20 protein-coding genes and 2 tRNA genes are annotated in these 21,048 nt (G+C 71.4%); 10 read left to right on the forward strand and 12 right to left on the reverse strand.

Annotated features, from left to right (window positions below; genetic code table 11):
* Position 1: 1 nt before the first annotated feature.
* Entirely contained in the window at positions 2-817 is an 816-nt protein-coding gene (locus BFF78_RS14875) for an SOS response-associated peptidase (RefSeq protein WP_069778792.1), read from the reverse strand.
* Positions 818-867: 50 nt separating this feature from the next.
* Between BFF78_RS14875 and BFF78_RS14880 the strand changes: the two genes are divergently transcribed.
* The 4 genes from BFF78_RS14880 to BFF78_RS14895 all read left to right on the forward strand — a co-directional run bounded on the left by BFF78_RS14880 (position 868) and on the right by BFF78_RS14895 (position 4,470).
* The gene (locus BFF78_RS14880) at positions 868-1,590 is read left to right on the forward strand and encodes a M50 family metallopeptidase (protein ID WP_069778793.1); all 723 of its coding nucleotides are present in this window, start codon (positions 868-870) and stop codon (positions 1,588-1,590) included.
* 130 nt (positions 1,591-1,720) lie between these two features.
* Positions 1,721-3,037: a 3-phosphoshikimate 1-carboxyvinyltransferase gene (gene aroA / locus BFF78_RS14885; protein ID WP_069778794.1), complete on the forward strand. Its 1,317-nt coding sequence runs from the start codon at positions 1,721-1,723 to the stop codon at positions 3,035-3,037.
* Positions 3,038-3,048: 11 nt separating this feature from the next.
* On the forward strand, positions 3,049-4,059 hold the full coding sequence (rsgA, locus tag BFF78_RS14890) for a ribosome small subunit-dependent GTPase A (RefSeq protein ID WP_069778795.1): 1,011 nt from the start codon (positions 3,049-3,051) through the stop codon (positions 4,057-4,059).
* Positions 4,060-4,146: 87 nt separating this feature from the next.
* On the forward strand, positions 4,147-4,470 hold the full coding sequence (locus tag BFF78_RS14895) for a DMT family transporter (protein WP_069778796.1): 324 nt from the start codon (positions 4,147-4,149) through the stop codon (positions 4,468-4,470).
* Between the two features lie 247 nt (positions 4,471-4,717).
* Here the strand turns inward: BFF78_RS14895 and BFF78_RS14900 are convergent, their stop codons facing one another.
* Positions 4,718-5,326: a TetR/AcrR family transcriptional regulator gene (locus tag BFF78_RS14900; protein ID WP_193433464.1), complete on the reverse strand. Its 609-nt coding sequence runs from the start codon at positions 5,324-5,326 to the stop codon at positions 4,718-4,720.
* 370 nt (positions 5,327-5,696) lie between these two features.
* Between BFF78_RS14900 and hisN the strand changes: the two genes are divergently transcribed.
* The gene (gene hisN, locus BFF78_RS14905) at positions 5,697-6,503 is read left to right on the forward strand and encodes a histidinol-phosphatase (protein WP_069778797.1); all 807 of its coding nucleotides are present in this window, start codon (positions 5,697-5,699) and stop codon (positions 6,501-6,503) included.
* A 45-nt stretch (positions 6,504-6,548) separates the two neighbouring features.
* On the opposite strand, the gene BFF78_RS14910 is transcribed toward hisN, so the two are convergent.
* Positions 6,549-6,779 carry a hypothetical protein gene (locus BFF78_RS14910; RefSeq protein WP_159033005.1) on the reverse strand — a complete coding sequence of 77 codons (231 nt, stop codon included), beginning with the start codon at positions 6,777-6,779 and terminating at the stop codon, positions 6,549-6,551.
* Positions 6,780-7,066: 287 nt separating this feature from the next.
* Here BFF78_RS14910 and BFF78_RS14915 point away from each other — a divergent pair, with 287 nt between their 5' ends.
* Positions 7,067-7,462 carry a CBS domain-containing protein gene (locus BFF78_RS14915; RefSeq protein WP_069783576.1) on the forward strand — a complete coding sequence of 132 codons (396 nt, stop codon included), beginning with the start codon at positions 7,067-7,069 and terminating at the stop codon, positions 7,460-7,462.
* A 102-nt stretch (positions 7,463-7,564) separates the two neighbouring features.
* Here BFF78_RS14915 and BFF78_RS14920 read toward each other — a convergent pair whose 3' ends face one another.
* Positions 7,565-9,025: a catalase gene (locus BFF78_RS14920; RefSeq protein WP_193433465.1), complete on the reverse strand. Its 1,461-nt coding sequence runs from the start codon at positions 9,023-9,025 to the stop codon at positions 7,565-7,567.
* Positions 9,026-9,181: 156 nt separating this feature from the next.
* On the opposite strand from BFF78_RS14920, the gene BFF78_RS14925 reads away from it, so the two are divergent.
* Positions 9,182-9,598: a Fur family transcriptional regulator gene (locus BFF78_RS14925; protein WP_079161318.1), complete on the forward strand. Its 417-nt coding sequence runs from the start codon at positions 9,182-9,184 to the stop codon at positions 9,596-9,598.
* 113 nt (positions 9,599-9,711) lie between these two features.
* Here BFF78_RS14925 and BFF78_RS14930 read toward each other — a convergent pair.
* From BFF78_RS14930 to BFF78_RS14945, 4 genes are all read right to left on the reverse strand, one after another.
* Positions 9,712-9,785 (reverse strand) — tRNA-Met (locus tag BFF78_RS14930).
* 68 nt (positions 9,786-9,853) lie between these two features.
* A complete protein-coding gene (locus BFF78_RS14935; RefSeq protein WP_193433466.1) occupies positions 9,854-11,665 on the reverse strand; it encodes a tetratricopeptide repeat protein in 1,812 nt (603 codons plus the stop codon).
* A 204-nt stretch (positions 11,666-11,869) separates the two neighbouring features.
* Positions 11,870-11,943 (reverse strand) — tRNA-Met (locus tag BFF78_RS14940).
* A gap of 41 nt (positions 11,944-11,984) precedes the next feature.
* Complete coding sequence (locus tag BFF78_RS14945) at positions 11,985-14,891, reverse strand: UPF0182 family membrane protein (protein WP_099054873.1); 2,907 nt, start codon at positions 14,889-14,891, stop codon at positions 11,985-11,987.
* Positions 14,892-15,055: 164 nt separating this feature from the next.
* Here BFF78_RS14945 and BFF78_RS14950 point away from each other — a divergent pair, with 164 nt between their 5' ends.
* A complete protein-coding gene (locus BFF78_RS14950) occupies positions 15,056-15,598 on the forward strand; it encodes a PPA1309 family protein (protein ID WP_069778803.1) in 543 nt (180 codons plus the stop codon).
* A 99-nt stretch (positions 15,599-15,697) separates the two neighbouring features.
* On the opposite strand, the gene BFF78_RS14955 is transcribed toward BFF78_RS14950, so the two are convergent.
* The 4 genes from BFF78_RS14955 to BFF78_RS14965 form a co-directional block, all read right to left on the reverse strand.
* Positions 15,698-16,795: a YlbL family protein gene (locus BFF78_RS14955; RefSeq protein WP_069778804.1), complete on the reverse strand. Its 1,098-nt coding sequence runs from the start codon at positions 16,793-16,795 to the stop codon at positions 15,698-15,700.
* A gap of 50 nt (positions 16,796-16,845) precedes the next feature.
* Positions 16,846-17,019 carry a hypothetical protein gene (locus BFF78_RS46865; protein WP_165289363.1) on the reverse strand — a complete coding sequence of 58 codons (174 nt, stop codon included), beginning with the start codon at positions 17,017-17,019 and terminating at the stop codon, positions 16,846-16,848.
* A 182-nt stretch (positions 17,020-17,201) separates the two neighbouring features.
* Complete coding sequence (locus BFF78_RS14960) at positions 17,202-17,660, reverse strand: molybdenum cofactor biosynthesis protein MoaE (protein ID WP_069778805.1); 459 nt, start codon at positions 17,658-17,660, stop codon at positions 17,202-17,204.
* A gap of 109 nt (positions 17,661-17,769) precedes the next feature.
* Entirely contained in the window at positions 17,770-18,882 is a 1,113-nt protein-coding gene (locus BFF78_RS14965) for an SDR family oxidoreductase (RefSeq protein ID WP_069778806.1), read from the reverse strand.
* Positions 18,883-19,073: 191 nt separating this feature from the next.
* On the opposite strand from BFF78_RS14965, the gene BFF78_RS14970 reads away from it, so the two are divergent.
* Positions 19,074-20,516 carry a zinc-dependent metalloprotease gene (locus BFF78_RS14970; RefSeq protein WP_069778807.1) on the forward strand — a complete coding sequence of 481 codons (1,443 nt, stop codon included), beginning with the start codon at positions 19,074-19,076 and terminating at the stop codon, positions 20,514-20,516.
* On the forward strand, positions 20,513-21,034 hold the full coding sequence (locus BFF78_RS14975; protein ID WP_069778808.1) for an NUDIX hydrolase: 522 nt from the start codon (positions 20,513-20,515) through the stop codon (positions 21,032-21,034). Before BFF78_RS14970 ends, BFF78_RS14975 begins: the two co-directional genes overlap by 4 nt.
* The last annotated feature ends 14 nt before the right edge of the window (positions 21,035-21,048 follow it).

Raw genomic sequence — 21,048 nt, forward strand, 5'->3', positions numbered from 1 at the left:
GCTAGAAGAGTGTGCCCTCTTCCGGCGCCGCGAGCTCCTTCAGCAGCTCCGGGCCGTTGTTGCGGACGTTGCTGACGGCCGTGGAGACCGGGTAGGCGCGCATCAGGCCGGGCGGCGGCGGGGCCAGCAGGTCGCGCAGGTCCTCGGGGTCGGTGCGGCCCGGGTCGAGCCAGGCGTCCCAGCGGTCCGGGGTGAGCATCAGCGGCATCCGGGGGTGGATGTCGACGAGGGCGTGCGGACCGTCGGCGGGGGCGACGGCCAGCGGGGTCCGCTCGGCCTCCGTGGTGATCACCGAGCAGGTGACCCACCAGGCCTGCGGGTGGTCGTCGGGCAGGGTGCGGTCGCGCCAGAACTCGTACAGCCCGGCCATCGCGAACACCGAGCCGTCGGCCGGCAGCACGAAGTACGGCTGCTTGCGCGGCCGCTTCTTCTTGCCCTCGACCTCCAGCTCGCGCTCCTGCGTGCCGGTGACCCACTCGTAGTAGCCGTCGGCGGGCACGATGCAGCGCCGGGCGGCGAAGGCACGGCGGTAGGCGGGCTTCTCGTGCACGGTCTCGGCGCGCGCGTTGATCATCCGGGCGCCGCCCTCGGGCGTCTTGGCCCAGGACGGCACCAGTCCCCATTTCAGCTTGCGCAGCTGGCGAACCGGACGCGGGGAGTCCGCGTCTTTCAGGGGACGGTCGAGGACGGCGTGGACCTCCTTGGTCGGGGCCACGTTGTAGTCCGGCTCCAGGGTCTCCTCGGGATCCCACTTCTCGATCCCGAAGGTTCCTGCGAGATCCTCGGGCCTACGACTCGATGCATACCGTCCGCACATACGTGCCACACTGCCAGACTCCGTACCAGTACAGGGAGCCACTCGGACATATGGCCAGCCTCGCCGCCCTCGCGCTGCCCGACCTGTGGGACCGGCTCACCGGTACCCAGCCCGATCCCGACCTGTGGGTGGTGCTGGCCACGCTGGCCGCCGCGCTCGCCGTCGTCGTCCCGCACACCCTGTGGCGCATATCCCGCAACGCGATCACCATCGCGCACGAGGGCGGCCACGGCCTGATCGCCCTGCTCACCGGCCGGCAGCTCACCGGTATCCGGCTGCACTCCGACACCAGCGGCCTCACGGTCAGCCGGGGCAAGCCGTACGGGCTGGGCATGATCCTCACGGCCGCCGCGGGGTACACGGCGCCTTCCCTGCTGGGACTGGGTGGAGCCGCGTTGCTGGCCGCGGGCCGGATCACCCTGCTGCTGTGGGTGGCGACGGCCCTGCTGGTGGTGATGCTGGTGATGATCCGCAACGCGTACGGCGTGCTGACCGTGGTGCTGGCCGGCGGCGCCTTCCTGCTGGTGTCCTGGCTGACGGGGCCCCAGGTGCAGGCGGCGTTCGCGTACGCGGTGGTGTGGTTCCTGCTGTTCGGCGGGGTACGGCCGCCGTTCGAGCTGCAGCTGAAGCGGTCACGGGGCGGCGCCGGGGACTCGGACGCGGACCAGCTCTCGCGGCTCACGCACGTACCGGCCGCGCTGTGGCTGTTCCTGTTCCACGCGGTGTCCCTGTGCTCGCTGATCGGCGGGGGCCGCTGGCTGCTGAAGGTGTGAGGCGGGGCCTGCGGGGCCTCCGGGGCGGCCCGGTGCTCTGTGGTGCGGCGGCGCCGCCCGCTCGGCCCTCGGCCCTCGGCCCCCGTGACGTGCAGGGGCCCGGCCGTCCCCAGCCACTAAAGTGGAGCGCATGACCGCGAACCCCGCACACACCGCCCTCTGGCCCGCCCCGCACGCGAGCGGAGCCGTCGACGCGACGGTCCACGTGCCCGGGTCCAAGTCGGTCACCAACCGCGCGCTGGTGCTGGCCGCCCTCGCCTCCGAGCCCGGCTGGCTGCGCCGCCCGCTGCGGTCCCGCGACACCCTGCTGATGGCCGGTGCCCTGCGCGCGATGGGCGTGGAGATCGAGGAAGGCGTCGGCCCCGACGGCACCGGCGAGGCCTGGCGGGTGCTGCCGACGGGCCTGCGCGGCCCGGCCACGGTCGATGTGGGCAACGCCGGCACGGTGATGCGCTTCCTGCCGCCGGTGGCCGCGCTGGCCGACGGCCCCGTCCGCTTCGACGGCGACCCGCGGTCCTACGAGCGTCCCCTGCACGGCGTGATCGACGCGCTGCGCGTGCTCGGTGCCCGGATCGACGACGACGGCCGGGGCACGCTGCCGCTGACCGTGCAGGGCGGCGGGGCCCTGGACGGCGGCCCGGTCTCGATCGACGCCTCCTCGTCCTCCCAGTTCGTGAGCGCGCTGCTGCTGTCCGGCCCGCGCTTCAACCAGGGCGTAGAGGTCCGTCACACGGGCACGACCCTGCCCTCCATGCCGCACATCCGGATGACCGTCGACATGCTGCGCGCGGTCGGCGCCCAGGTGGACACCCCGGAGTCGGGCGGCGAGCCGAACGTGTGGCGGGTGACGCCGGGCGCGCTGCTCGGCCGGGATCTGACGATCGAGCCGGACCTGTCCAACGCCCAGCCGTTCCTGGCAGCCGCGCTGGTCACCGGCGGCAAGGTGCTGATCCCGGACTGGCCGGAGCGGACCACCCAGCCGGGCGACCGGCTGCGGGAGATCTTCACCGAGATGGGCGGTTCCTGCGAACTCACCGAGTTCGGGCTGGTGTTCAGCGGCTCGGGCGCCGTCCACGGCATCGACGTCGACCTCGGCGACGTCGGCGAGCTGACCCCGGGCATCGCGGCCGTCGCGGCCCTCGCCGACTCCCCCTCGACGCTGCGGGGCGTGGCCCATCTGCGGCTGCACGAGACGGACCGGCTGGCCGCGCTCACCAAGGAGATCAACGAGCTCGGCGGTGACGTCACCGAGACCGCCGACGGCCTGCACATCCGCCCGCGCCCGCTGCACGGCGGCGTCTTCCACACCTACGAGGACCACCGCATGGCGACCGCCGGCGCGGTCATCGGCCTGGCGGTCGAGGGCGTGCGGATCGAGAACGTGGCGACGACGGCGAAGACCCTGCCCGACTTCCCCGAGCTGTGGACCGGGATGCTCGGGCAGTAGGGACGTACGTCATGCGCCGCTACGGCAAGCACACCGACGAGGACGACATCCGCAGCCGTCCCAACCGCAAGGGCAACCGGCCGCGGACGAACATCCGGCCCAAGCACGAGGACGCGGCCGAGGGCATGGTCCTCACGGTCGACCGCGGCCGGCTGACCTGTCTGGTCGAGGACCGGACCGTGGTCGCGATGAAGGCCCGCGAGCTGGGCCGCAAGGCGGCCGTGGTCGGGGACCGGGTGGCCCTGGTCGGCGACCTGTCCGGCGCCAAGGACACGCTGGCCCGGATCGTGCGGATCGGGGAGCGCACCTCGCTGCTGCGGCGCACGGCCGACGACGACGACCCCTTCGAGCGCGTGGTCGTCGCCAACGCCGACCAGCTGGCCATCGTCACGGCCCTGGCCGACCCCGAACCCCGCCCGCGCCTGATCGACCGCTGTCTGGTCGCGGCCTACGACGGCGGTCTCGACCCCCTGCTGGTGATGACCAAGTCGGACCTGGCCCCGCCGGACAAACTGCTGGAGCTGTACGGCGCGCTCGACATCCCGTACCTCGTCACCAGCCGGGAGGAACTGGAGAACGGCGACGCGGCGGACCGGGTGCGGGAGCAGCTGGACGGCAAGATCACCGCGTTCGTGGGTCACTCGGGCGTCGGCAAGACGACGCTGGTGAACGCGCTGGTGCCACAGGAGCGCAGGCGCATGACGGGCCGCGTGAACGCGGTGACCGGCCGTGGCCGCCACACCACGACGTCGGCCCTCGCCCTGCCGCTGACGGCCGCGGACGGCTGGGTCATCGACACCCCCGGCGTCCGTTCCTTCGGCCTGGCCCACGTCGACCCCTCCCGCGTCATCCACGCCTTCCCGGATCTCGAATCCGGCACGGAGGGCTGCCCGCGCGCGTGCAGCCACGACGAGCCGGACTGCGCGCTGGACGCCTGGGTCGAGGAGGGCCACGCGGACCCGGCGCGGCTGTACTCGCTGCGCCGGCTGCTGGCCACGCGGGAACGCACGGAAGGCGACTGAGCGCCTCCGCGTTGTTTGCCGGGGCCCGGGGGCGGCAAGTGCATAATCGCACCGAGCCGGAGATCCGGATCAACGGGAGGACCGCACATGGCGTGGCTGCTGGTGATCGTGGCCGGGATCCTCGAGACCGGTTTCGCCGTGTGCCTCAAGCTCTCGCACGGGTTCACCCGCCTCTGGCCGACGATCGCCTTCGCGTCGTTCGCCCTCGGCAGCTTCGGCCTGCTGACCCTGTCCCTGAAGAAGCTCGACGTCGGCCCGGCCTACGCGGTGTGGACCGGCATCGGCGCGGCGGGCACCGCGATCTACGGCATGGTCTTCCTCGGCGACCTGGTGTCCACCCTGAAGATCGTCTCGATCAGCCTGGTCATCGTCGGGGTGATCGGGCTGCAGTTGTCGGGGGCGGCGCACTAGGGACCTGGTCATGGACTTCGATGTTCTGTGGGCCTACGACGAGGAGCACATCGACGCGCTCGCCGGCTATGCAGGCGCCAGGTTACGCGAGGGCACCGGCGGCCACGCTCGGGCGATGTTCCCGCGGCTGCCCCCGTGGATGAAGGAGGCCGGCCGTCGTGCCGAGGTACCGGCCGGCCTGGAGCGGCTGCGCGCGCTGTCGGAACGCGCGGCGCCGGCCGACCGGTCCGACACTGAGGCCTGGGAATCACACCGTCTGGCGAGGGACGACCGCCTGGATCAGCTCCGCCATGCCCCCCTCCCCCGGCGGTGCCGCGACGCAGGACAGGGCGAGGCGTACGGCCAGTTCGCAGGGGCGGGTCAGCTCGGCAGTCTCGGCGGGGGCGGCGGTGGGGCCGGCCAGGGCGGTGACCGCGCGGTCCCGCACGATCCGTACCAGGTCGCGGGGCGTGGGCAGCGGTCCGTCCGCGCGGCGCTGTGCCGGCACCGAGGCGGAGGACGGCACGGCGGCGAGCGGCGGGGTGGGCAGCCGTTCGCTCCAGCAGCCGGTGAGCATGGCCCGTATCAGCGCGTTCTCCCGCGCGGCGGACCTCGTCCACTCGGCTACGGCGGTGAGCCGGTCCCCCGGCTCGCCCGGGCCGGCCAGTGCCCGCTCGACTCCGGCCAGATAGCCGTCGGCCTCCCGGCGCACCAGTGCCCGGGCCAGCCCGTCCTTGCTGCCGAACTCGTTGTACAGGGTCTGCCGGGACACTCCGGCCGTCGCGGCCACGTCGACCATGCGCACCGCGGACCACGGCCGGCGCGCGAGGGCCGTATAGGCGGCGTCCAGTAGGGACTCCCGGGCAGCAGGCATCATCGCCTCCCTGAGGCGGAGCGACTCTGCGCCCAGATTTGACGCGCTTGTATGCACTGTCAAGGGTTCGCGGGGGTTCGGGGTGCGGTTCGCGCCGCGGGTCGGCGGGGCATGACCCTGCGGGCCGGTGACGGGATGCGTCGTCTCGCCGTCGTTCTGCGGCCGGCTGACGTCTGCGGGTGCGCCGTGGCGGTTCGCGCGGTTCCCCGTGCCCCCTCGGGGCGCTCGGTCGGCAGGCAGCGGGCCGCAAGCGACCCGGCCCCCGGCCGGCACCGGTACCGGGCACCCGTCGGCTCCGCCGACCGCGGCACAGCCCTCCGACAACGGCAAGCCCTGGTAGCCCGCGGGTGTCCCGGCAGATACGGTTCCCTACATGCCGGACTATCTCGACGACCTGCGCCTGGCCCACGTTCTCGCGGACGCCGCCGACGCCGCCACCATGGCCCGCTTCAAGGCCCTCGACCTGAAGGTGGAGACCAAGCCGGACATGACCCCGGTGAGCGAAGCGGACAAGGCGGCGGAAGAACTCATCCGCGGGCAGCTCCAGCGCGCCCGCCCGCGAGACGCGATCCTCGGTGAGGAGTACGGCGTCGAGGGCACCGGCCCCCGCCGCTGGGTGATCGACCCCATCGACGGCACCAAGAACTACGTACGGGGCGTCCCCGTCTGGGCGACCCTCATCGCGCTGATGGAGGCAGGCGAGACCGGCTACCAGCCCGTCGTCGGCCTCGTCTCCGCTCCCGCCCTCGCCCGCCGCTGGTGGGCCGCGCAGGGCCACGGCGCCTTCACCGGCCGCAGCCTGACCTCCGCGAGCCGCATCCACGTCTCCCGCGTCGGCAAGCTCGCGGACGCGTCCTTCGCGTACTCCTCCCTCTCCGGCTGGGAGGAGAAGGGCCGTCTCGGCGGCTTCCTGGACCTCACCCGCCAGGTGTGGCGCACGCGCGCGTACGGCGACTTCTGGCCGTACATGATGGTCGCCGAGGGATCCGTGGACATCTGCGCGGAGCCGGAGCTGTCGCTCTGGGACATGGCCGCCACCGCGGTCGTCGTCACGGAGGCGGGCGGTACCTTCACCGGCCTCGACGGCCGCCCGGGCCCGCACAGCAAGAACGCCGCCGCGTCCAACGGGCTGCTGCACGACGAGCTGCTGGGGTATCTCGGCGACGCGCCGAGGGGTTGAACGGCACTTCGCGCCGCTCAACCCCCGGTCAGGCCGGCTGATCGCCTAGTCGTCTCCCCGTGGGGGAAGCGGCTGTGGGTTGAGCGTGTGCGAGCAGGACAGCACGTGACAGTAGGTGGCGGGGGCCACCGTGCCGGGCGCGGCCGACGCGAGGCCGACCGCGCCGGCCGAGACCGCTGCCAGGACGAGTCCGGCGGCGGCGAGGACGCCCGGGACCACCGTGCGGACGGCCAGGCGTACGGGGTGCCGACGAGTGGGGTTACCCATGCTGTTCATGGCCTTCTCTTCTCTGCCGGGCACTGCCGGGTGAGCAGCGCAGCCGATACGGATGGCTCACGCTATGGCGCCCCGCGCAGGGAATGCATGTCCCGATATTTCGTTACTTGACTTGGTCAAGGGCCTGTACGTACACACGCCCTCAACTGGCCACGCGCGCCCCCTTGTTGACCCGCCCTTTGCCTGGCACTCTGATCCCACCCCCACTTGTGAATTTGTGAATCCAAGAACTAGCTCGCTGGACTCCAGGAACTAGCCCGATGGATTCCAAGGAGGTGGCACACCCCATGCTCGTCCGAGACGCCATGAGCACGGTGATCCTCACCGTCGGCCCCGCCCACACCCTCCGCCAGGCAGCCGCCCTGATGTCCGCCCGCCGCGTCGGCGCCGCCGTCGTTCTCGACCCGGACGCCGGCGGCGTCGGCATCCTCACCGAACGCGACATCCTCAACTCCGTCGGCCTCGGCCAGAACCCCGACACGGAACGCACGCACGCCCACACGACCACCGACGTCGTCTTCGCGGCCCCGACCTGGACCCTGGAGCAGGCCGCCCGCGCCATGACCCACGGCGGCTTCCGGCACCTGGTCGTCCTCGACCGCGGCGAGGTGGCCGGAATCGTCTCGGTCCGCGACATCATCCGCTGCTGGGCCCCGGCCCGTGAGCCCGCGGCGGCGCTCTGAGCACAGCGGAACGGGCCGGACCCCGAGCACCATGGGATCCGGCCCGCCCTGGGGGTACCCCCAGGTCTTCAAGGCACTGCTCAGGCGCGACTCAGCCGCGACTCAGCCGCGCAGCGCCTGCACCGCCGCCTCCAGCCGCTTGCCGAACTCCGCGTCGGCATTGCGGAAGTTGCCGATCGCGCGCTCGACGATGTCCTCCCGCGAGACCTGCGCGATCGCACCGGCCAGCTGCGCGACCAGGCGCTCCCGCTCCTCCTGCGACATCAGCCGGTAGAGGTTGCCCGCCTGCACGAAGTCGTCGTCCTCGGCGTGCACCGACGTCGGGTGGTTGCCCGTGGAGCCGTCGACGGAGGTGGCCCGCCACAGCGGACGGCCGGTCTGCCGCGGCCCGCCGAAGCTGTTCGGCTCGTAGTTCTTCGCCCCGCCGTGCCGGCCGTCGTAGAGGTGGCCGTCCCGGGAGTTCGTCCGCGCCTCGGTGGCGTGCGGGCGGTTCACCGGCAGATGGTCGGCGTTGATGCCGACGCGGTAGCGGTGCGCGTCGCCGTACGCGAAGAGGCGGCCCTGGAGCATCTTGTCGGGCGAGGGGCCGATACCCGGCACGAAGTGCGCGGGGCTGAAGACCGACTGCTCGACCTCGGCGAAGACGTTCCGCGGGTTGCGGTTCAGCTCCAGCCTGCCGATCTCGATGACCGGGTAGTCCGCGTGCGGCCAGACCTTGGTCAGGTCGAAGGGGTTGAAGCGGTACGTCGCCGCGTCCGCCGCCGGCATGATCTGCACACCCACGGTCCAGCTCGGGAACTCCCCGCGCTCGATCGCCTCGCGCAGATCGCGCTGGTGCGAGTCGGGGTCCTTGCCCGCGAGCACCTCCGCCTCCTCGGCGGTGAGGTTCTTGATCCCCTGGTCGGTCTTGAAGTGGTACTTGACCCAGAAGACCTCGCCCTCTGGTCCGTCAGAGTTGTTCCACTGGAAGGTGTGCGAGCCGAAGCCGTCCATGTGGCGGTACGACGCCGGGATGCCGCGGTCGCCGAACAGCCAGGTCACCTGGTGGGTCGACTCCGGCGACAGCGACCAGAAGTCCCACACGTTGTCGGCTTCCGTGGAGCCGGTGTACGGGTCGCGCTTCTGGGTGTGGATGAAGTCGGGGAACTTGATCGCGTCCCGGATGAAGAAGACCGGGGTGTTGTTGCCGACGAGGTCGTAGTTGCCCTCCTCGGTGTAGAACTTCACCGCGAAGCCCCGCGGGTCACGGACCGCGTCCGCGGCGCCGAGGTTGCCGGCCACCGTCGAGAAGCGCAGGAAGACCTCGGTCTCCTTGCCGACCTCGGAGAGGAAGGCCGCGCGGGTGTACGGCGTGACGTCGGCGGTCACGGTGAAGGTGCCGTAGGCGCCCGCGCCCCGTGCGTGCACGACCCGCTCCGGAATGCGCTCCCGGTTGAAGTGGGCGAGCTTCTCCAGCAGGAGCTGGTCCTGGACGAGGACCGGACCGCCGACGCCCGCCGTCTCGCTGTTCTGGTTGTCGGCGACCGGAGCACCGGCCTCCGTGGTAAGCGGTCCCTGCGTCACGTGCGCCTCCTGCGTCATCGCCGACTAGTCCTGTCCCAGTCCTGTCCTGTAACCAAAGCCATTTTCGATCCTACATTGGACAAGTTCTAAGTCAAACAGCGATCCAAACTCACACCTATTCCCGTCCTGGTCCCCCTTGCTGTTAGGCTGGTGGCCATGAGCGACCTTCTGGAACGGCTACGCGGACGCGGATGGCGGATGACCGCGCAGCGGCGCGTCGTGGCCGAGGTCCTCGACGGCGAACACGTCCATCTGACGGCCGACGAGGTCCATGCGCGGGCTGTCGCGAAGCTGCCCGAGATATCCCGGGCGACCGTCTACAACACGCTGGGCGAGCTGGTCTCCCTCGGCGAGGTGCTGGAAGTCTCGACGGACAAACGCGCCAAGCGCTACGACCCGAACGCGCACCGGCCGCACCATCACCTGGTCTGCGCCCAGTGCGGCGCGATCCGCGACGTCCACCCGATCGGCAACCCGCTCGCCGACCTCCCCGACACGGAACGCTTCGGCTTCACGGTGTCGGACGTCGAGGTGACGTACCGCGGGCTGTGCCCGGACTGCGCGAGGGCGTAGCTCACCGCTCACCTGGAGCCCCGGCGACCGCCGGGGCTCTTTGCGTATCGCACACGCGCGCACAAACACCGAGGGCCGGAATCCATTCCTGGATTCCGGCCCTCGGCCTTCAGTAGCGGGGACAGGATTTGAACCTGCGACCTCTGGGTTATGAGCCCAGCGAGCTACCGAGCTGCTCCACCCCGCGTCGGTGAACACGACATTACGTGAGGGAGGTCGGCGGAAGCAAATCAGATACCGGTGACGTGGCGGGGCTCACGCCGACAGTTCCTCACGCAGCGCATCCCGCAGGCGCCCCGCCCGCTCCGAAACCTCCGCCGGCCCCAGCTCGACCGCCCGGTCGGCCCACCGCTGCCCCTCCGCCAGCTCTCCCCGACGCGCGTAGACCAGGGCCAGCCGAAGCGCCGCCCGGCCGTGCCCGGCATCGGCCGCGCGCGTCCACCACACCGCCGCCTCCGGCTCGCTCCCCTCCCGAGCCAGCAGCAGCCCCAGGTTGAAGGCACCGTTGCGCGACCCGGCCTCGGCCGCCGCCCGGTACCACCGCGCCGCCTCGACCACGTCCCCCCGCGCCGCCGCGAGCATCCCCACCCGCACCTGCGCCCGCCGGTGCCCCTGCGTGGCGGCACGCTCGTACCACTCCTCGCACTCGGTCTTCTCGTGCACGATCTCGCCCAGCTCGTGCGCCGGCTCCGGCGGCCGGCGCGCATCCAGCAGCGTCGCGAGCCGGTACGCCGCCTCCGCGCTGCCCCCGCCCGCCGCGCACCGCAGATGACGTTCGGCCTGCTGCTCCTCGCCCTCGCGCAGCCGGGCGATCCCGACCTGGAGCGCGGCCTCGGTGTGCCCGGCGGCAGCCGCCCGCTCGTACCAGCGCAGCGCCATCGTCTCCTCGCCGCGCCCGGCGTAGAGGATCCCGAGGTTGAAGGCGGCGTCCACGCTGCCGGCCTCCGCGGCCTTGGAGAACCACGGCTCGGCGCCGGTGGTGTCGCTGCCCTGGAGCAGCAGGATGGCCAGCGCGTTGGCGGCCTCCCGGTGCCCGGCGTAGGCGGCCCTGCGGTACCACTGCTCGGCCTGCGCGGTCCGCCCCTGCTCGGCGCAGAGCAGCCCGAGGTTGTACGCGCCGTTGTCGTCGCCCGCGTCCAGCGCCGCCCGGTACCAGCGCTCGGCGGTCTGGGTCTCGCCGCGCTCGGCGTGCAGGGCGCCCAGCGCGTTCGCCGCGTTGCCGTCGCCCTCCTGCGCGGCCCGCAGCCACCACACGGCCGCGCTCTCGGTGTCTCCGGCGTCGCGCAGCAGGAAGCCCAGCGCACAGGCGGCCCGGGGTTCGCCGTCCTTGGCGGAGGTCAGGTACCAGCGCCCGGCCTCCTTCAGCTCCCCGCGCCTCTCCAGGATCGCCCCGAGGTGCAGCGCGGCACGCCGGTGGCCGCGCGCGGCGGCCTGCCGGTACCACTGTTCGGCCTCGGCGACAGCGTTGTCCGCCGCGCCCTCCTCCTCGCGTCCGGCCGTACGGTCGAGCCCGCGCGCCAGCCGGTAGGCGGCCTCCCGGTGTCCGCGTTCGGCGGCGGCCCGCATCCAGTGCTCGGCGCCGACGTCCCCGCGGTGCTCCAGCAGGTCGGCGAGCGCGTAGGCGCCGAGGGCGTGCCCCTGCTCGGCGGACTGGCGCAGCCAGTACTCGGCTGCGGGCTCGTCCCCGCGCTCGCGGTGGTAGCGGCCCAGCGCGTGCCCGGCGGCGGCGGAACCGGCGACGGCGGCGATGCGCCACCAGCCGGCGGCCTCTTCGGGGTAGCCGCGCTGGTGCAGCAGGACCCCCAGGTTGTTGGCGGCGGCCCGGTCACCGGCCGCGGTGGCGGCCCGCAGATGGGGTTCGGCTCCGTCGAGGTCGCCGCGGCGCAGCAGGATGGCTCCGAGGACGCTCGCGGCCTCGGCGTCGCCGCTCTGCGCGGCGAGTCCGAGGCGTACCTCCTCGGTGGCGTCCCCCATGTCGGTCATCTCGTCACGGGACGGTTCCTCACCGGAAGGCGTCACAAATCGCCCTGACTCGAACAGAGTTGCCTTGTCCCCCATAACGTCCATCGTCGCACCACCTGCAACCTGGGTACACCCGGTATACCGCAGCCTGTGAGGTCACTTCAGCGTTTTGTCGACATGCCCACAGGACGACAAGTCAAACACACACCACTCAACTCCCCACGGCGGCGCGGCCGTCCCTCCCCCCAGTACATGAGTTCGCACACCACGAAGGCCCGGATCCCTTGGGATCCGGGCCTTCGACTGCAGTAGCGGGGACAGGATTTGAACCTGCGACCTCTGGGTTATGAGCCCAGCGAGCTACCGAGCTGCTCCACCCCGCGCCGTTGCCTGTTAACCGTACCACGGCGCGGAGGGGCTTTGATCAGCTCTTCTTGCCGCTGCCGTTCTTGCCGCCCCCGGACTGGCCGGCCTTGGCCTCGGCCTCCTGCGCCCGCTTCAGCGCGTCCTTCAGGTCCTTCTGGGCCTTGTCGTACGCGGTCCAGTCCGGCCCGTTCGGACTCTGCAGGGCCTTCTGTCCCGCGTCGAACGCCTTCTGGGCGTCGTCCAGGGCCTGCTGGACGGTCGGATTGGTGGACGTGGGCGGATTGGTGCCGGTGTCCGGTGGTGTGGTGGTCGCACCCGTCGTACCGAAGACCTTGTCCAGGGCCTCGCCGAGCGTGTTCTCGAACGCGGTCTTGCCCTCGTAGGTGACCAGCACCTTGCGCAGCAGTGGGTACTTCAGTCCGCCACCGCGTACGTAGACCGGCTCCACATAGAGCAGTCCGCCGTCCAGGGGCACGGTCAGCAGGTTGCCGTACTCGACCTCGGAGTCGCCACCCTTGAGGAGCTTGATCGCCGCGGCGATGTCCTGTTCGGAGTTGAACTGGCTCTGCACCTGTTTCGGTCCGTCGACCGTCGTACTGGTCGGCAGTTTCAGAATTCTGATCTTGCCGTAGTCGCTGGAGCCGGCCTCGGCGTCGACCGTCATGAACGCGCTCAGGTTGTCCCGGCCGTTGGGCGTGAACGTCGTCGACAGCGAGAACGCCTGCTTGCTCTGGTCGGGCATCTTCATGCTCAGGTAGTACGGCGGCACCGCGTTGCCCGACTTGTTCGTCGGGTCGTCCGGCACCTGCCACACCTCGCTGCCGGTGAGGAACGTCTGCGCGTCCGTCACGTGGTAGCGGGTGAGCAGCTCGCGCTGGACCTTGAACAGGTCCTGCGGATAACGCAGATGGGACATCAGGTCCCCGTCCCTGGCGATGGCGCTTCTCGGCTGCACGGTGCCGGGGAATGCCTTCATCCAGGTCTTCAGCACCGGGTCCTTGGTGTCCCACTGGTAGAGCTTGACCTCGCCGGTGTACGCGTCGACGGTCGCCTTCACCGAGTTGCGGATGTAGTTGACCTGGTTCTGCTGGGCCACCACCGTGCGGTTGTTGTTGGTGGCGGTCAGCGAGTCGGCCGTCGTATCCCCGAGGGTCGTACGGGAGGAGTACGGGTAGCCGTTCGACGTCGTGTACGCGTCGACGATCCACTGGATACGGCCGTTCACGACCGCCGGGTAGGCGTCCCCGTCGATGGTCAGCCAGGGGGCGACGGCCTCGACGCGCTCCTTGGGCGTGCGGTTGTACAGGATCCGCGAGCCCTTGCCGATCGCGCCCGAGTAGAGGATCTGCGGCTCGTTGAACGCCACCGCGTACGCGGCCCGGTTGATCGGGTTGTCGAGGTTGACCCCGCTCTTGCCCTGGTAACTGGTGGTCTTCTCGCCGCTGTCGTCGGAGTAGTCGATCTCCTGCTGGGGTCCGCCGACGATGGAGTAGGTGGTGGTCTTCTCGCCGTAGTAGATCCGCTGCTCGTACCTGGGCAGGTCGCCCTTGGACGGCAGGTCGGACTCGGTGAAGACCGGCTGGCCGTCGGTGGCCTCGGTGCCCTTGGCGGCGGCCACGCCGTAGCCGTGGGTGTAGCGGAAGTGGTCGTTGATCCAGTTGTTCTTCGGGACGCCGTCCAGGTTCAGCTCGCGCAGGCCGATGACCGTGTCCTGCTCCTTGCCGTCCTTGGTGGGGTACCGGTCGACGTCCAGGTTGGTCGGGAACCCGTAGTAGTTCCGCATCTGCTGCAGCTGCTGGAACGTCGGCGAGACGATGTTCGGGTCCATGATGCGGATGCTCGCCGCGTCGTTCGCGTCGCCCCGCAGCGTGGTCTTGTCCGGGGTCGTGGACTTGCCGGCGTACTCGGTGACCTTGGCGTCGTCGATGCCGTACGCCTCGCGGGTCGCCTTGAGGTTCTTCTGGACGTACGGAGCTTCCTTGGCCTGCTCGTTGGGCTGGACCTGGAACTTCTGCACGATCGCCGGGTACAGGCCGCCGATCAGGATCGCCGAGAGGACCATCAGGCCGAAGCCGATGACCGGCAGCTGCCAGGTGCGCCGCCACAGCGTGGCGAAGAACAGCAGCGCGCAGATGACCGCGATGCAGAACAGGATCGTCTTCGCCGGCAGGTAGGCGTTGGCGTCGACATAGCGCAGACCGGTCCAGTTGCCGGTCGCCTTGAAGTCGCTGGACTTGACCGCCAGGCCGTACCGGTCGAGCCAGTAGGCGACCGCCTTCAGGGCGACGAAGACGCCGAGCAGCACCGACAGGTGCCCGGTCGCGGCGGCGGTGGCCCGCGCGCCGGGGCTGGTGACGCGCAGCCCGCCGTACAGATAGTGCGTGAGCGCGGCGGCGATCAGGCACAGGATGGCGGTGGCGAAGCCGAAGCCGAGCAGAAAGCGGTACCAGGGCAGATCGAAGGCGTAGAAGGAGACGTCGAGGTGGAACTGGGGGTCCTTCTGGTGGAAGGGCACGCCGTTGACCCACATCAGCCAGGTCCGCCACTGGCCGGCCGCGGAGGCCCCGGCGATCAGCCCGACGAGCGCGGTGACGGCGAGCAGCAGCCACCTCTTGTACGGCGCGATGCCCATCCGGTAGCGGTCGAGGCTCTGCTGTTCCATGGACATGGCGCTCAGCGGGGGCCGCAGGCGGTGCGCCAGCCAGATGTTGACCCCGACGGCGACCGCCATCAGCAGACCGAAGACGAAGAAGAGGCCGATCTTGGTCCACAGCATGGTCGTGAACACCGACGAGTAGTGCACCGACCGGTACCACAGCCAGTCCGTCCAGAAGCCCGCGAACATGGTGAAGGCCATGCCGAGGACGGCCAGGACGCCCAGCGTCATGAGCAGGGTCCGGACACCGCGGGACGGTCGTCCCGCTCTGATCCGCGGCCCCGTCGGGCCTCCGCCGCGGTCCGGCATCTGGAAAGCCAAGGTGCGCACCTCGAAGTTCGCTGTCGATCCGTCAGGCCCTCGTGTTCGCGGGCCCGCCGTGGCCCCCCGTGATCGCGGACCCACACCTATGCAACTTACTCACGCTGTGCTCGGTTCCCGATTCCGGCGGTGAACGAGGCAGGATTGTGACCATGTCCAACACTCCCATGGCAGCGAACCCGCTCACCCGGGCCGTACTCGAGATCGACGAGTACGTCTCCGGCCTCGGCTGGGACCAGCCCGCTCGCCTCTTCGCCCTTGTCGACACCGCACGGCTGCGGGCTCAGGAACCCGCGCTCGCCGCCCAGCTGGGCCTTGAGGACGCGTCCGAGTCCGCCGGTCTCACCCCGATCGAGCAGGACGAGCTCCCGCCCGGCAAGCCGCTGGACGAGTTCCTCGGCACCATCGCCTGGCCCGACGCGGTGGCCGGCTGCGCGCTCTCGGTGGAGCGCCTGATGCTGCCGCCGTCCGCCGAGGCACAGGTCCCGAAGGATCTCGGTGAGGCGAAGCTGACCAAGTGGGTGGCCGAGCACCCCGAGCGCCAGGAGGTGCGCATGACGGTCGCGGTGCTGCGCGACGGCGGCCGTGAGTCGGCGCTGCGGCTGCGCGAGAAGGACTCGCCGACGGAGGTCCTGACGGGCCCGGAGCTGGTGCCCGGCCTGGCGGACGCCCTGGCGGCGACGTTCGAGGAGTGACCGTCCCGGTGACGCCCCTTCCGGCGTCCCTTTCCGTACGGCGCTGGGGGCGCCCCCGCATCAAGGGGCGCCCCCAGCCGTGTCACGCGCGCGTGCCGCTCAGCCCTTGGTGGTGCACTGGGGCAGCGCCGCGGTGTTCCCGCTGCGGATGTCCTTCAGGGCGTCGAGCGCGTCGCCGATCGTCCTGACCTTCACCAGCCTGAGCCCGCTCGGGGTGTCCTTGGCGGCGGCGGCGCAGTTGTCGGCCGGGGTCAGGAAGTACTGGGCGCCCTTGTCGCGGGCGCCGACCGTCTTCATCTCGATGCCGCCGATCGGCCCGACCGTGCCGTTGTCGTCGATGGTGCCGGTGCCGGCGACGAACTTGCCGCCGGTCAGGCTGCCCGGGGTCAGCTTGTCGTAGATGCCGAGGGCGAACATCAGACCTGCGCTGGGCCCGCCGACGTCGGCGAGCTTGATGTCGATGGTGAACGGGAAGGTGTGGTCGGTCCCGGCGGAGATCCCGACGATGGCGCGCTTGGCGCCGCTGTCGGCGGAGGTGGTCGTGGTGAGGGTGACGTCCTGGGTCTTCGTCGCCGTCTTGTGCGCCTTCTCGGCGGCGGCCTGCTCCTTGGCAGGGATGACGGTGAAGACGACGTTCTGTCCGGGCCTGTGCTTGGTGACGAGCTCGGCGACGTCCGAGGGCTGCTTCACGGCCGCGCCGTCGACGGCCTTGATCACGTCACCGGCGTGCAGCCTGCCCTCGGCCGGGGAGCCCTTGACCACGGTGGAGACGATCACCCAGGACTTCACCGGGATGCCCAGTTCCTTCAGGGCGGCGACCTTGGCGCTCTCCTGGGACTGGCTGAACTCCTCGGCGTTCTGCTGCGTGGACTGCTCCTCGGTCGTCCCCTTCGGGTAGAGCGTGTCGTGCGGGACGACCTTGGTGTCGTGGTCCAGCCAGCCGTAGACGGCCTCCACCAGGTTCATCCGGAAGTCGGCGCTGGTCACCCGGACGGTTGTCATGTTCAGGTTGCCGTCGGCCTGGTACGTCTTGCGCCCGGTGATCTGCAGCACCGGCTCGCCGTCGTGGGTCCCCAGTGTGTTCACGGTCGGGCCGGGAGACATCTCCGCGTACGGCACGGGGATGAGCACTCCCGCGCACAGGAGCGCGATCAGCATCAAGGTGGAGGCGAGCATCGTCGCGGTGCGGCGTGGCATGGAACGACAGTACGGGACGCCACTGTCAGCACACCGTCAGGGCACCCCCGTCACGCGCCGCCGGCACCCGTGTGGGACTTCTCCATCGCCTCGCGGAACCGGGCGTAGCCGTCCAGTTCGGGGCCGTCACCGCGCGCCCTACGGGTCCGATTGGCCCAACTGCCCCACAGCCCGCCGCCGATCGCGGCCACAAGCGGAATCAGCAGCCAGACAAGCGCCCCCATGCCGACCTCCCAACGCCCTGCGCGTCCGCACTGACTGATCAGCAGATTAACCATCCGCACTGACAACGCTCACGCGAGGGGGCGGTTACGCAACCCGAGTGTCCGGTGTGCTCCGGGTGACGTACGTCAGCAGGCCCCGACCCGCCCTCCCGTCACCCGACCACCACCCCTCGACGACGGCGCTACGCGCCGACCCATTCATCGGTGCCGTCGGAGAACCTCTGGTGCTTCCATATGGGCACGTCGTGCTTGAGGTCGTCGATCAGCTTCCGGCAGGCGTCGAAGGCCTCGGCCCGGTGCGGGCAGGCCACAGCGACGACCACGGCGAGATCCCCCACCCGCAGGTCCCCCACCCGGTGCACGGCGGCCAGCGCCCGCACCGGATACTCGGCCACGACCTTCTCGGCGATCCGCCGCATCTCGGCCTCGGCACTCGGGTGGCAGGAGTAGCCCAGCGCGTCCACGTCGGCGCCCGAGTCGTGATTGCGGACGGTCCCCACGAACAGGGCGACGCCCCCGGCCGCGTCGTCCCCGACCGCCTGGAACACCTCGTCCAAGGAGAGCGCGGTCTCCCGGACGGCGATCAGCTTGATGGGATCTCGCGCCGCCTGCTCACCGGGGTGCTCGTTCGCGTGTGCCATGCCCCCATCGTGCCGCACGCCTGTGACAGCGGGGAATACGAGATTCACCAGGCACGCGCGTGGGGCGCTTTGGATGCTCGTACGACGCGGCCGTGCCCGCCCGCCCGGCTCACGCCCGGCGCCGGGCCTTCCGGGCCCGCCGTACGACGGCCGCCGCGCCCAGCAGGGCCACCGTGGCCCCGGCGGCGCCCGCGGCGGTGGCGTCCTTGCGTCCCAACCGCCGCCCGGCCACCGTGTGCCGCCCGGAGACCTCCTCCAGCAGCTCCGCGAGCACCTCCTCGTTGGTCCACCGCGGCCGCCACCCGGCGTCGTGCAACCGGCTCCCGCTGACCACCCAGGGGTACATCGTGTACGCCAGGTCCCCCGCCGGAGACGGTGTGAGCCCGATCCGGTGCAGCCGGGCCGCGGCGCCGAGCGCGACCGCCGACGGCAGCTCCATTCGCCGGATCCCGCTCAGCTCCTCGACCTCCTCCTGCTCCAGCCACCCGTCGCAGCCGACGGCCAGTTCCCCGTCGACCTTCTCCAGGACGGCGTACTCCAGAGCGCTGCACAGGTCCTCGACGTGGCAGAACTGCCAGGCGGGCCGCGACCCGGCGACGACGAGCAGCCGCGGCGACTCGAAGTACCGGGTCAGCGCGGTGTCCGTGCCCCCGACCAGCACGGCGGGCCGTACGACGGTGACGTTCAGCCCCGGATGCGCCCGCGGTGCCCGCCGCGCCAGCCGCTCGATCTCCAGCATGTCGCCGACCCCGGTGGCCTCGGCGGTCGCGCGCAGCTCGGCGTCCTCCGAAAGGGGCAGCTCGTTGTCCGGCAGCGCGCCGTAGACCATCGACGAGGTGCACAGCACGACCCGGTGCACGCCGGCCGCCGCGGCGGCCGTCAGGACGGTCTGCGTCCCCCGGACGTTGTAGGCGGTACGAGCGGCCGCGTCGCTGCCGAGATCCAGGTCGAGCGCCAGATGCACCACCACATCCGCGCCGCGCAGCTTGTCCGCGATGGCGGGGTCGCGCACGTCGAGGATGTGCCATGCGGCGTCGGCGCACTCCCCGCGCCGCTCGTCGATGGCGACGACCTGCTTGATCTCCGCACAGGCGGCGAGCCGCTCGGTGAGCAGGGCGCCGACTCCGGTGGCGGCGCCGGTGACCGCGACGACGGGTCCGCGCAGGGCGGACGGGGTTGAGGGGTTTCGCGCTGCGCGAACCTGCGGATCTGGGGAACTCACCGGGCGTCTCCAGCGGTTGTCTTCAGTACGAGCGCGAGTGACGCGTGCGTACCAGGTGCATCCATCCTGCCGCAGGCCTACCGTGGGCGAAGCACCGAGGCCCGATCGGGTCCGGGTGTCTACGCTGGGTGGTGTTGTCGGGCAGCCGCGCCGCCGGAGAGAACCGGCGGCCTTACCAGCCGAGGAATCCCGTGAGTGACACCCCATTCGGATTCGGCCTTCCGCCGGAGGAGCCGGAAGACGGCGACGAGGGCAAGAAGAAGGACCAGCAGAGCGGTGGTGGGCAGGGACCGGCCAACCCGTTCGGCTTCGGCGGTCTGCCCGGAGCCGGGGGCTTTGGCGGCCCCGGCGCCGACAATCCGCTCGCAGCGATGTTCGGGTCCCTGAACCCCACCGATCTGGGCGCCGCGTTCCAGCAGCTCGGCCAGATGCTCTCCTACGAGGGCGGCCCGGTGAACTGGGACATGGCCAAGCAGATCGCCCGCCAGACGGTCGCCCAGGGCACCCCGGACGGCACGAAGGACGCGAGCGTCGGCCCGGCCGAGCGCAAGGCGGTCGAGGAGGCCGTCCGCCTGGCCGACCTGTGGCTGGACGACGCGACGTCCCTGCCGTCGGGCTCGGGCTCGGCCGTGGCCTGGTCCCGCGCGGAGTGGGTCGAGGCGACCCTGCCGGCCTGGCAGGAGCTGGTCGACCCGGTCGCCGAGCGGGTCGGCGCGGCCATGGGCGACGTCCTGCCGGAGGAGATGCAGGCCATGGCGGGCCCGCTGATCGGCATGATGCGCTCGATGGGCGGCGCGATGTTCGGCACGCAGATCGGGCAGGCCGTCGGCGTGCTCGCGGGCGAGGTCGTCGGCTCCACCGACATCGGTCTGCCGCTCGGCCCGGCCGGCAAGGCCGCACTGCTCCCGGCCAACGTGGAGGCCTTCGGCAAGGACCTCAGCGTGCCCCAGGAGGAGGTGCGGCTGTACCTGGCCCTGCGCGAGGCGGCCCACCAGCGCCTGTTCGCGCACGTGCCGTGGCTGCGCTCGCACCTGTTCGGCGCGGTCGACGGGTACGCGCGCGGGATCAAGGTCGACACGGCCAAGCTGGAGGACGTCGTCGGCCAGTTCGACCCGCAGAACCCCGAGCAGCTGCAGGACGCGCTCCAGCAGGGCATGTTCCAGCCGGAGGACACCCCGGAGCAGAAGGCCGCCCTGGCCCGTCTGGAGACCGCTCTGGCGCTCGTCGAGGGCTGGGTGGACGCGGTGGTCCACGCGGCCGCCAAGCCGCGTCTGTCGTCCGCGGACGCCCTGCGCGAGACCCTGCGCCGCCGCCGCGCCACCGGCGGCCCGGCGGAGCAGACGTTCGCCACGCTGATCGGCCTGGAGCTGCGCCCGCGCCGGCTGCGCGACGCCTCCCGCCTGTGGGCCTCGCTCACGGACGCGCGCGGGGTCGACGGCCGGGACGGCCTGTGGGCCCACCCGGACATGCTGCCGACGGCGAGCGACCTGGACGACCCGGACGGCTTCGTGCACCGCGAGCAGCTGGACTTCTCGGAGCTGGACAAGATGCTGGGCGAGGCGGCGGACGGCTCCGCCGGGAAGCCGGACCTGCGCAAGAAGGACGACGACACCGAGGGCGACGACACCGAGTGAGCCTGTACGACGACGCGGTCCTCGTCCTGAAGGGGTACGAGGGCCAGGACGAGCTGCGCCAGGCCTACCTGGACCACCTGGAGGCGCATCCCGACGGCATGTGGAAGGCCTGCGAGGCGGGCCATGTGACGGCGAGCGCCCTGGTGATCGATCCGGAGCGCGGCCGGGTGCTGCTCACCCTGCACAGGAAGCTGCGGATGTGGCTGCAGATGGGCGGCCACTGCGAGCCGGGTGACGCCTCGCTCGCGGCCGCGGCCCTGCGGGAGGCCACGGAGGAGTCGGGGGTGCCCGGGCTGACGCTGCTGCCCGGCGGCCCGGTGCGCCTGGACCGGCACCCGATCCCGGCGCCGTGCCACTGGCACTACGACGTGCAGTACGCGGCGCTCGCCCCGGCGGGCGCCGCCCACGCGATCAGCGACGAGTCCCTGGACCTGCGCTGGTTCCCCTACGGCGAGGTGGCGGACGTGGCCGACGAGTCGGTCGTCCGCCTGCTGGAGGCGGCCCGGGCGCGCCTCTGACCCGGGGGCATGTG

This window comes from Streptomyces fodineus (assembly GCF_001735805.1).
Lineage (GTDB): Bacteria > Actinomycetota > Actinomycetes > Streptomycetales > Streptomycetaceae > Streptomyces > Streptomyces fodineus.

Excerpts from the sequence above, each read along its gene's own strand:
- BFF78_RS14875 (WP_069778792.1), bottom strand. The coding sequence starts at position 817 with ATGTGCGGACGGTATGCATCGAGTCGTAGGCCCGAGGATCTCGCAGGA.
- BFF78_RS14880 (WP_069778793.1), top strand. The coding sequence starts at position 868 with ATGGCCAGCCTCGCCGCCCTCGCGCTGCCCGACCTGTGGGACCGGCTC.
- aroA (WP_069778794.1), top strand. The coding sequence starts at position 1,721 with ATGACCGCGAACCCCGCACACACCGCCCTCTGGCCCGCCCCGCACGCG.
- rsgA (WP_069778795.1), top strand. The coding sequence starts at position 3,049 with ATGCGCCGCTACGGCAAGCACACCGACGAGGACGACATCCGCAGCCGT.
- BFF78_RS14895 (WP_069778796.1), top strand. The coding sequence starts at position 4,147 with ATGGCGTGGCTGCTGGTGATCGTGGCCGGGATCCTCGAGACCGGTTTC.
- BFF78_RS14900 (WP_193433464.1), bottom strand. The coding sequence starts at position 5,326 with ATGATGCCTGCTGCCCGGGAGTCCCTACTGGACGCCGCCTATACGGCC.
- hisN (WP_069778797.1), top strand. The coding sequence starts at position 5,697 with ATGCCGGACTATCTCGACGACCTGCGCCTGGCCCACGTTCTCGCGGAC.
- BFF78_RS14910 (WP_159033005.1), bottom strand. The coding sequence starts at position 6,779 with ATGAACAGCATGGGTAACCCCACTCGTCGGCACCCCGTACGCCTGGCC.
- BFF78_RS14915 (WP_069783576.1), top strand. The coding sequence starts at position 7,067 with ATGCTCGTCCGAGACGCCATGAGCACGGTGATCCTCACCGTCGGCCCC.
- BFF78_RS14925 (WP_079161318.1), top strand. The coding sequence starts at position 9,182 with ATGAGCGACCTTCTGGAACGGCTACGCGGACGCGGATGGCGGATGACC.
- BFF78_RS14935 (WP_193433466.1), bottom strand. The coding sequence starts at position 11,665 with ATGGACGTTATGGGGGACAAGGCAACTCTGTTCGAGTCAGGGCGATTT.
- BFF78_RS14945 (WP_099054873.1), bottom strand. The coding sequence starts at position 14,891 with ATGCCGGACCGCGGCGGAGGCCCGACGGGGCCGCGGATCAGAGCGGGA.
- BFF78_RS14950 (WP_069778803.1), top strand. The coding sequence starts at position 15,056 with ATGTCCAACACTCCCATGGCAGCGAACCCGCTCACCCGGGCCGTACTC.
- BFF78_RS14955 (WP_069778804.1), bottom strand. The coding sequence starts at position 16,795 with ATGCCACGCCGCACCGCGACGATGCTCGCCTCCACCTTGATGCTGATC.
- BFF78_RS46865 (WP_165289363.1), bottom strand. The coding sequence starts at position 17,019 with ATGGGGGCGCTTGTCTGGCTGCTGATTCCGCTTGTGGCCGCGATCGGC.
- BFF78_RS14960 (WP_069778805.1), bottom strand. The coding sequence starts at position 17,660 with ATGGCACACGCGAACGAGCACCCCGGTGAGCAGGCGGCGCGAGATCCC.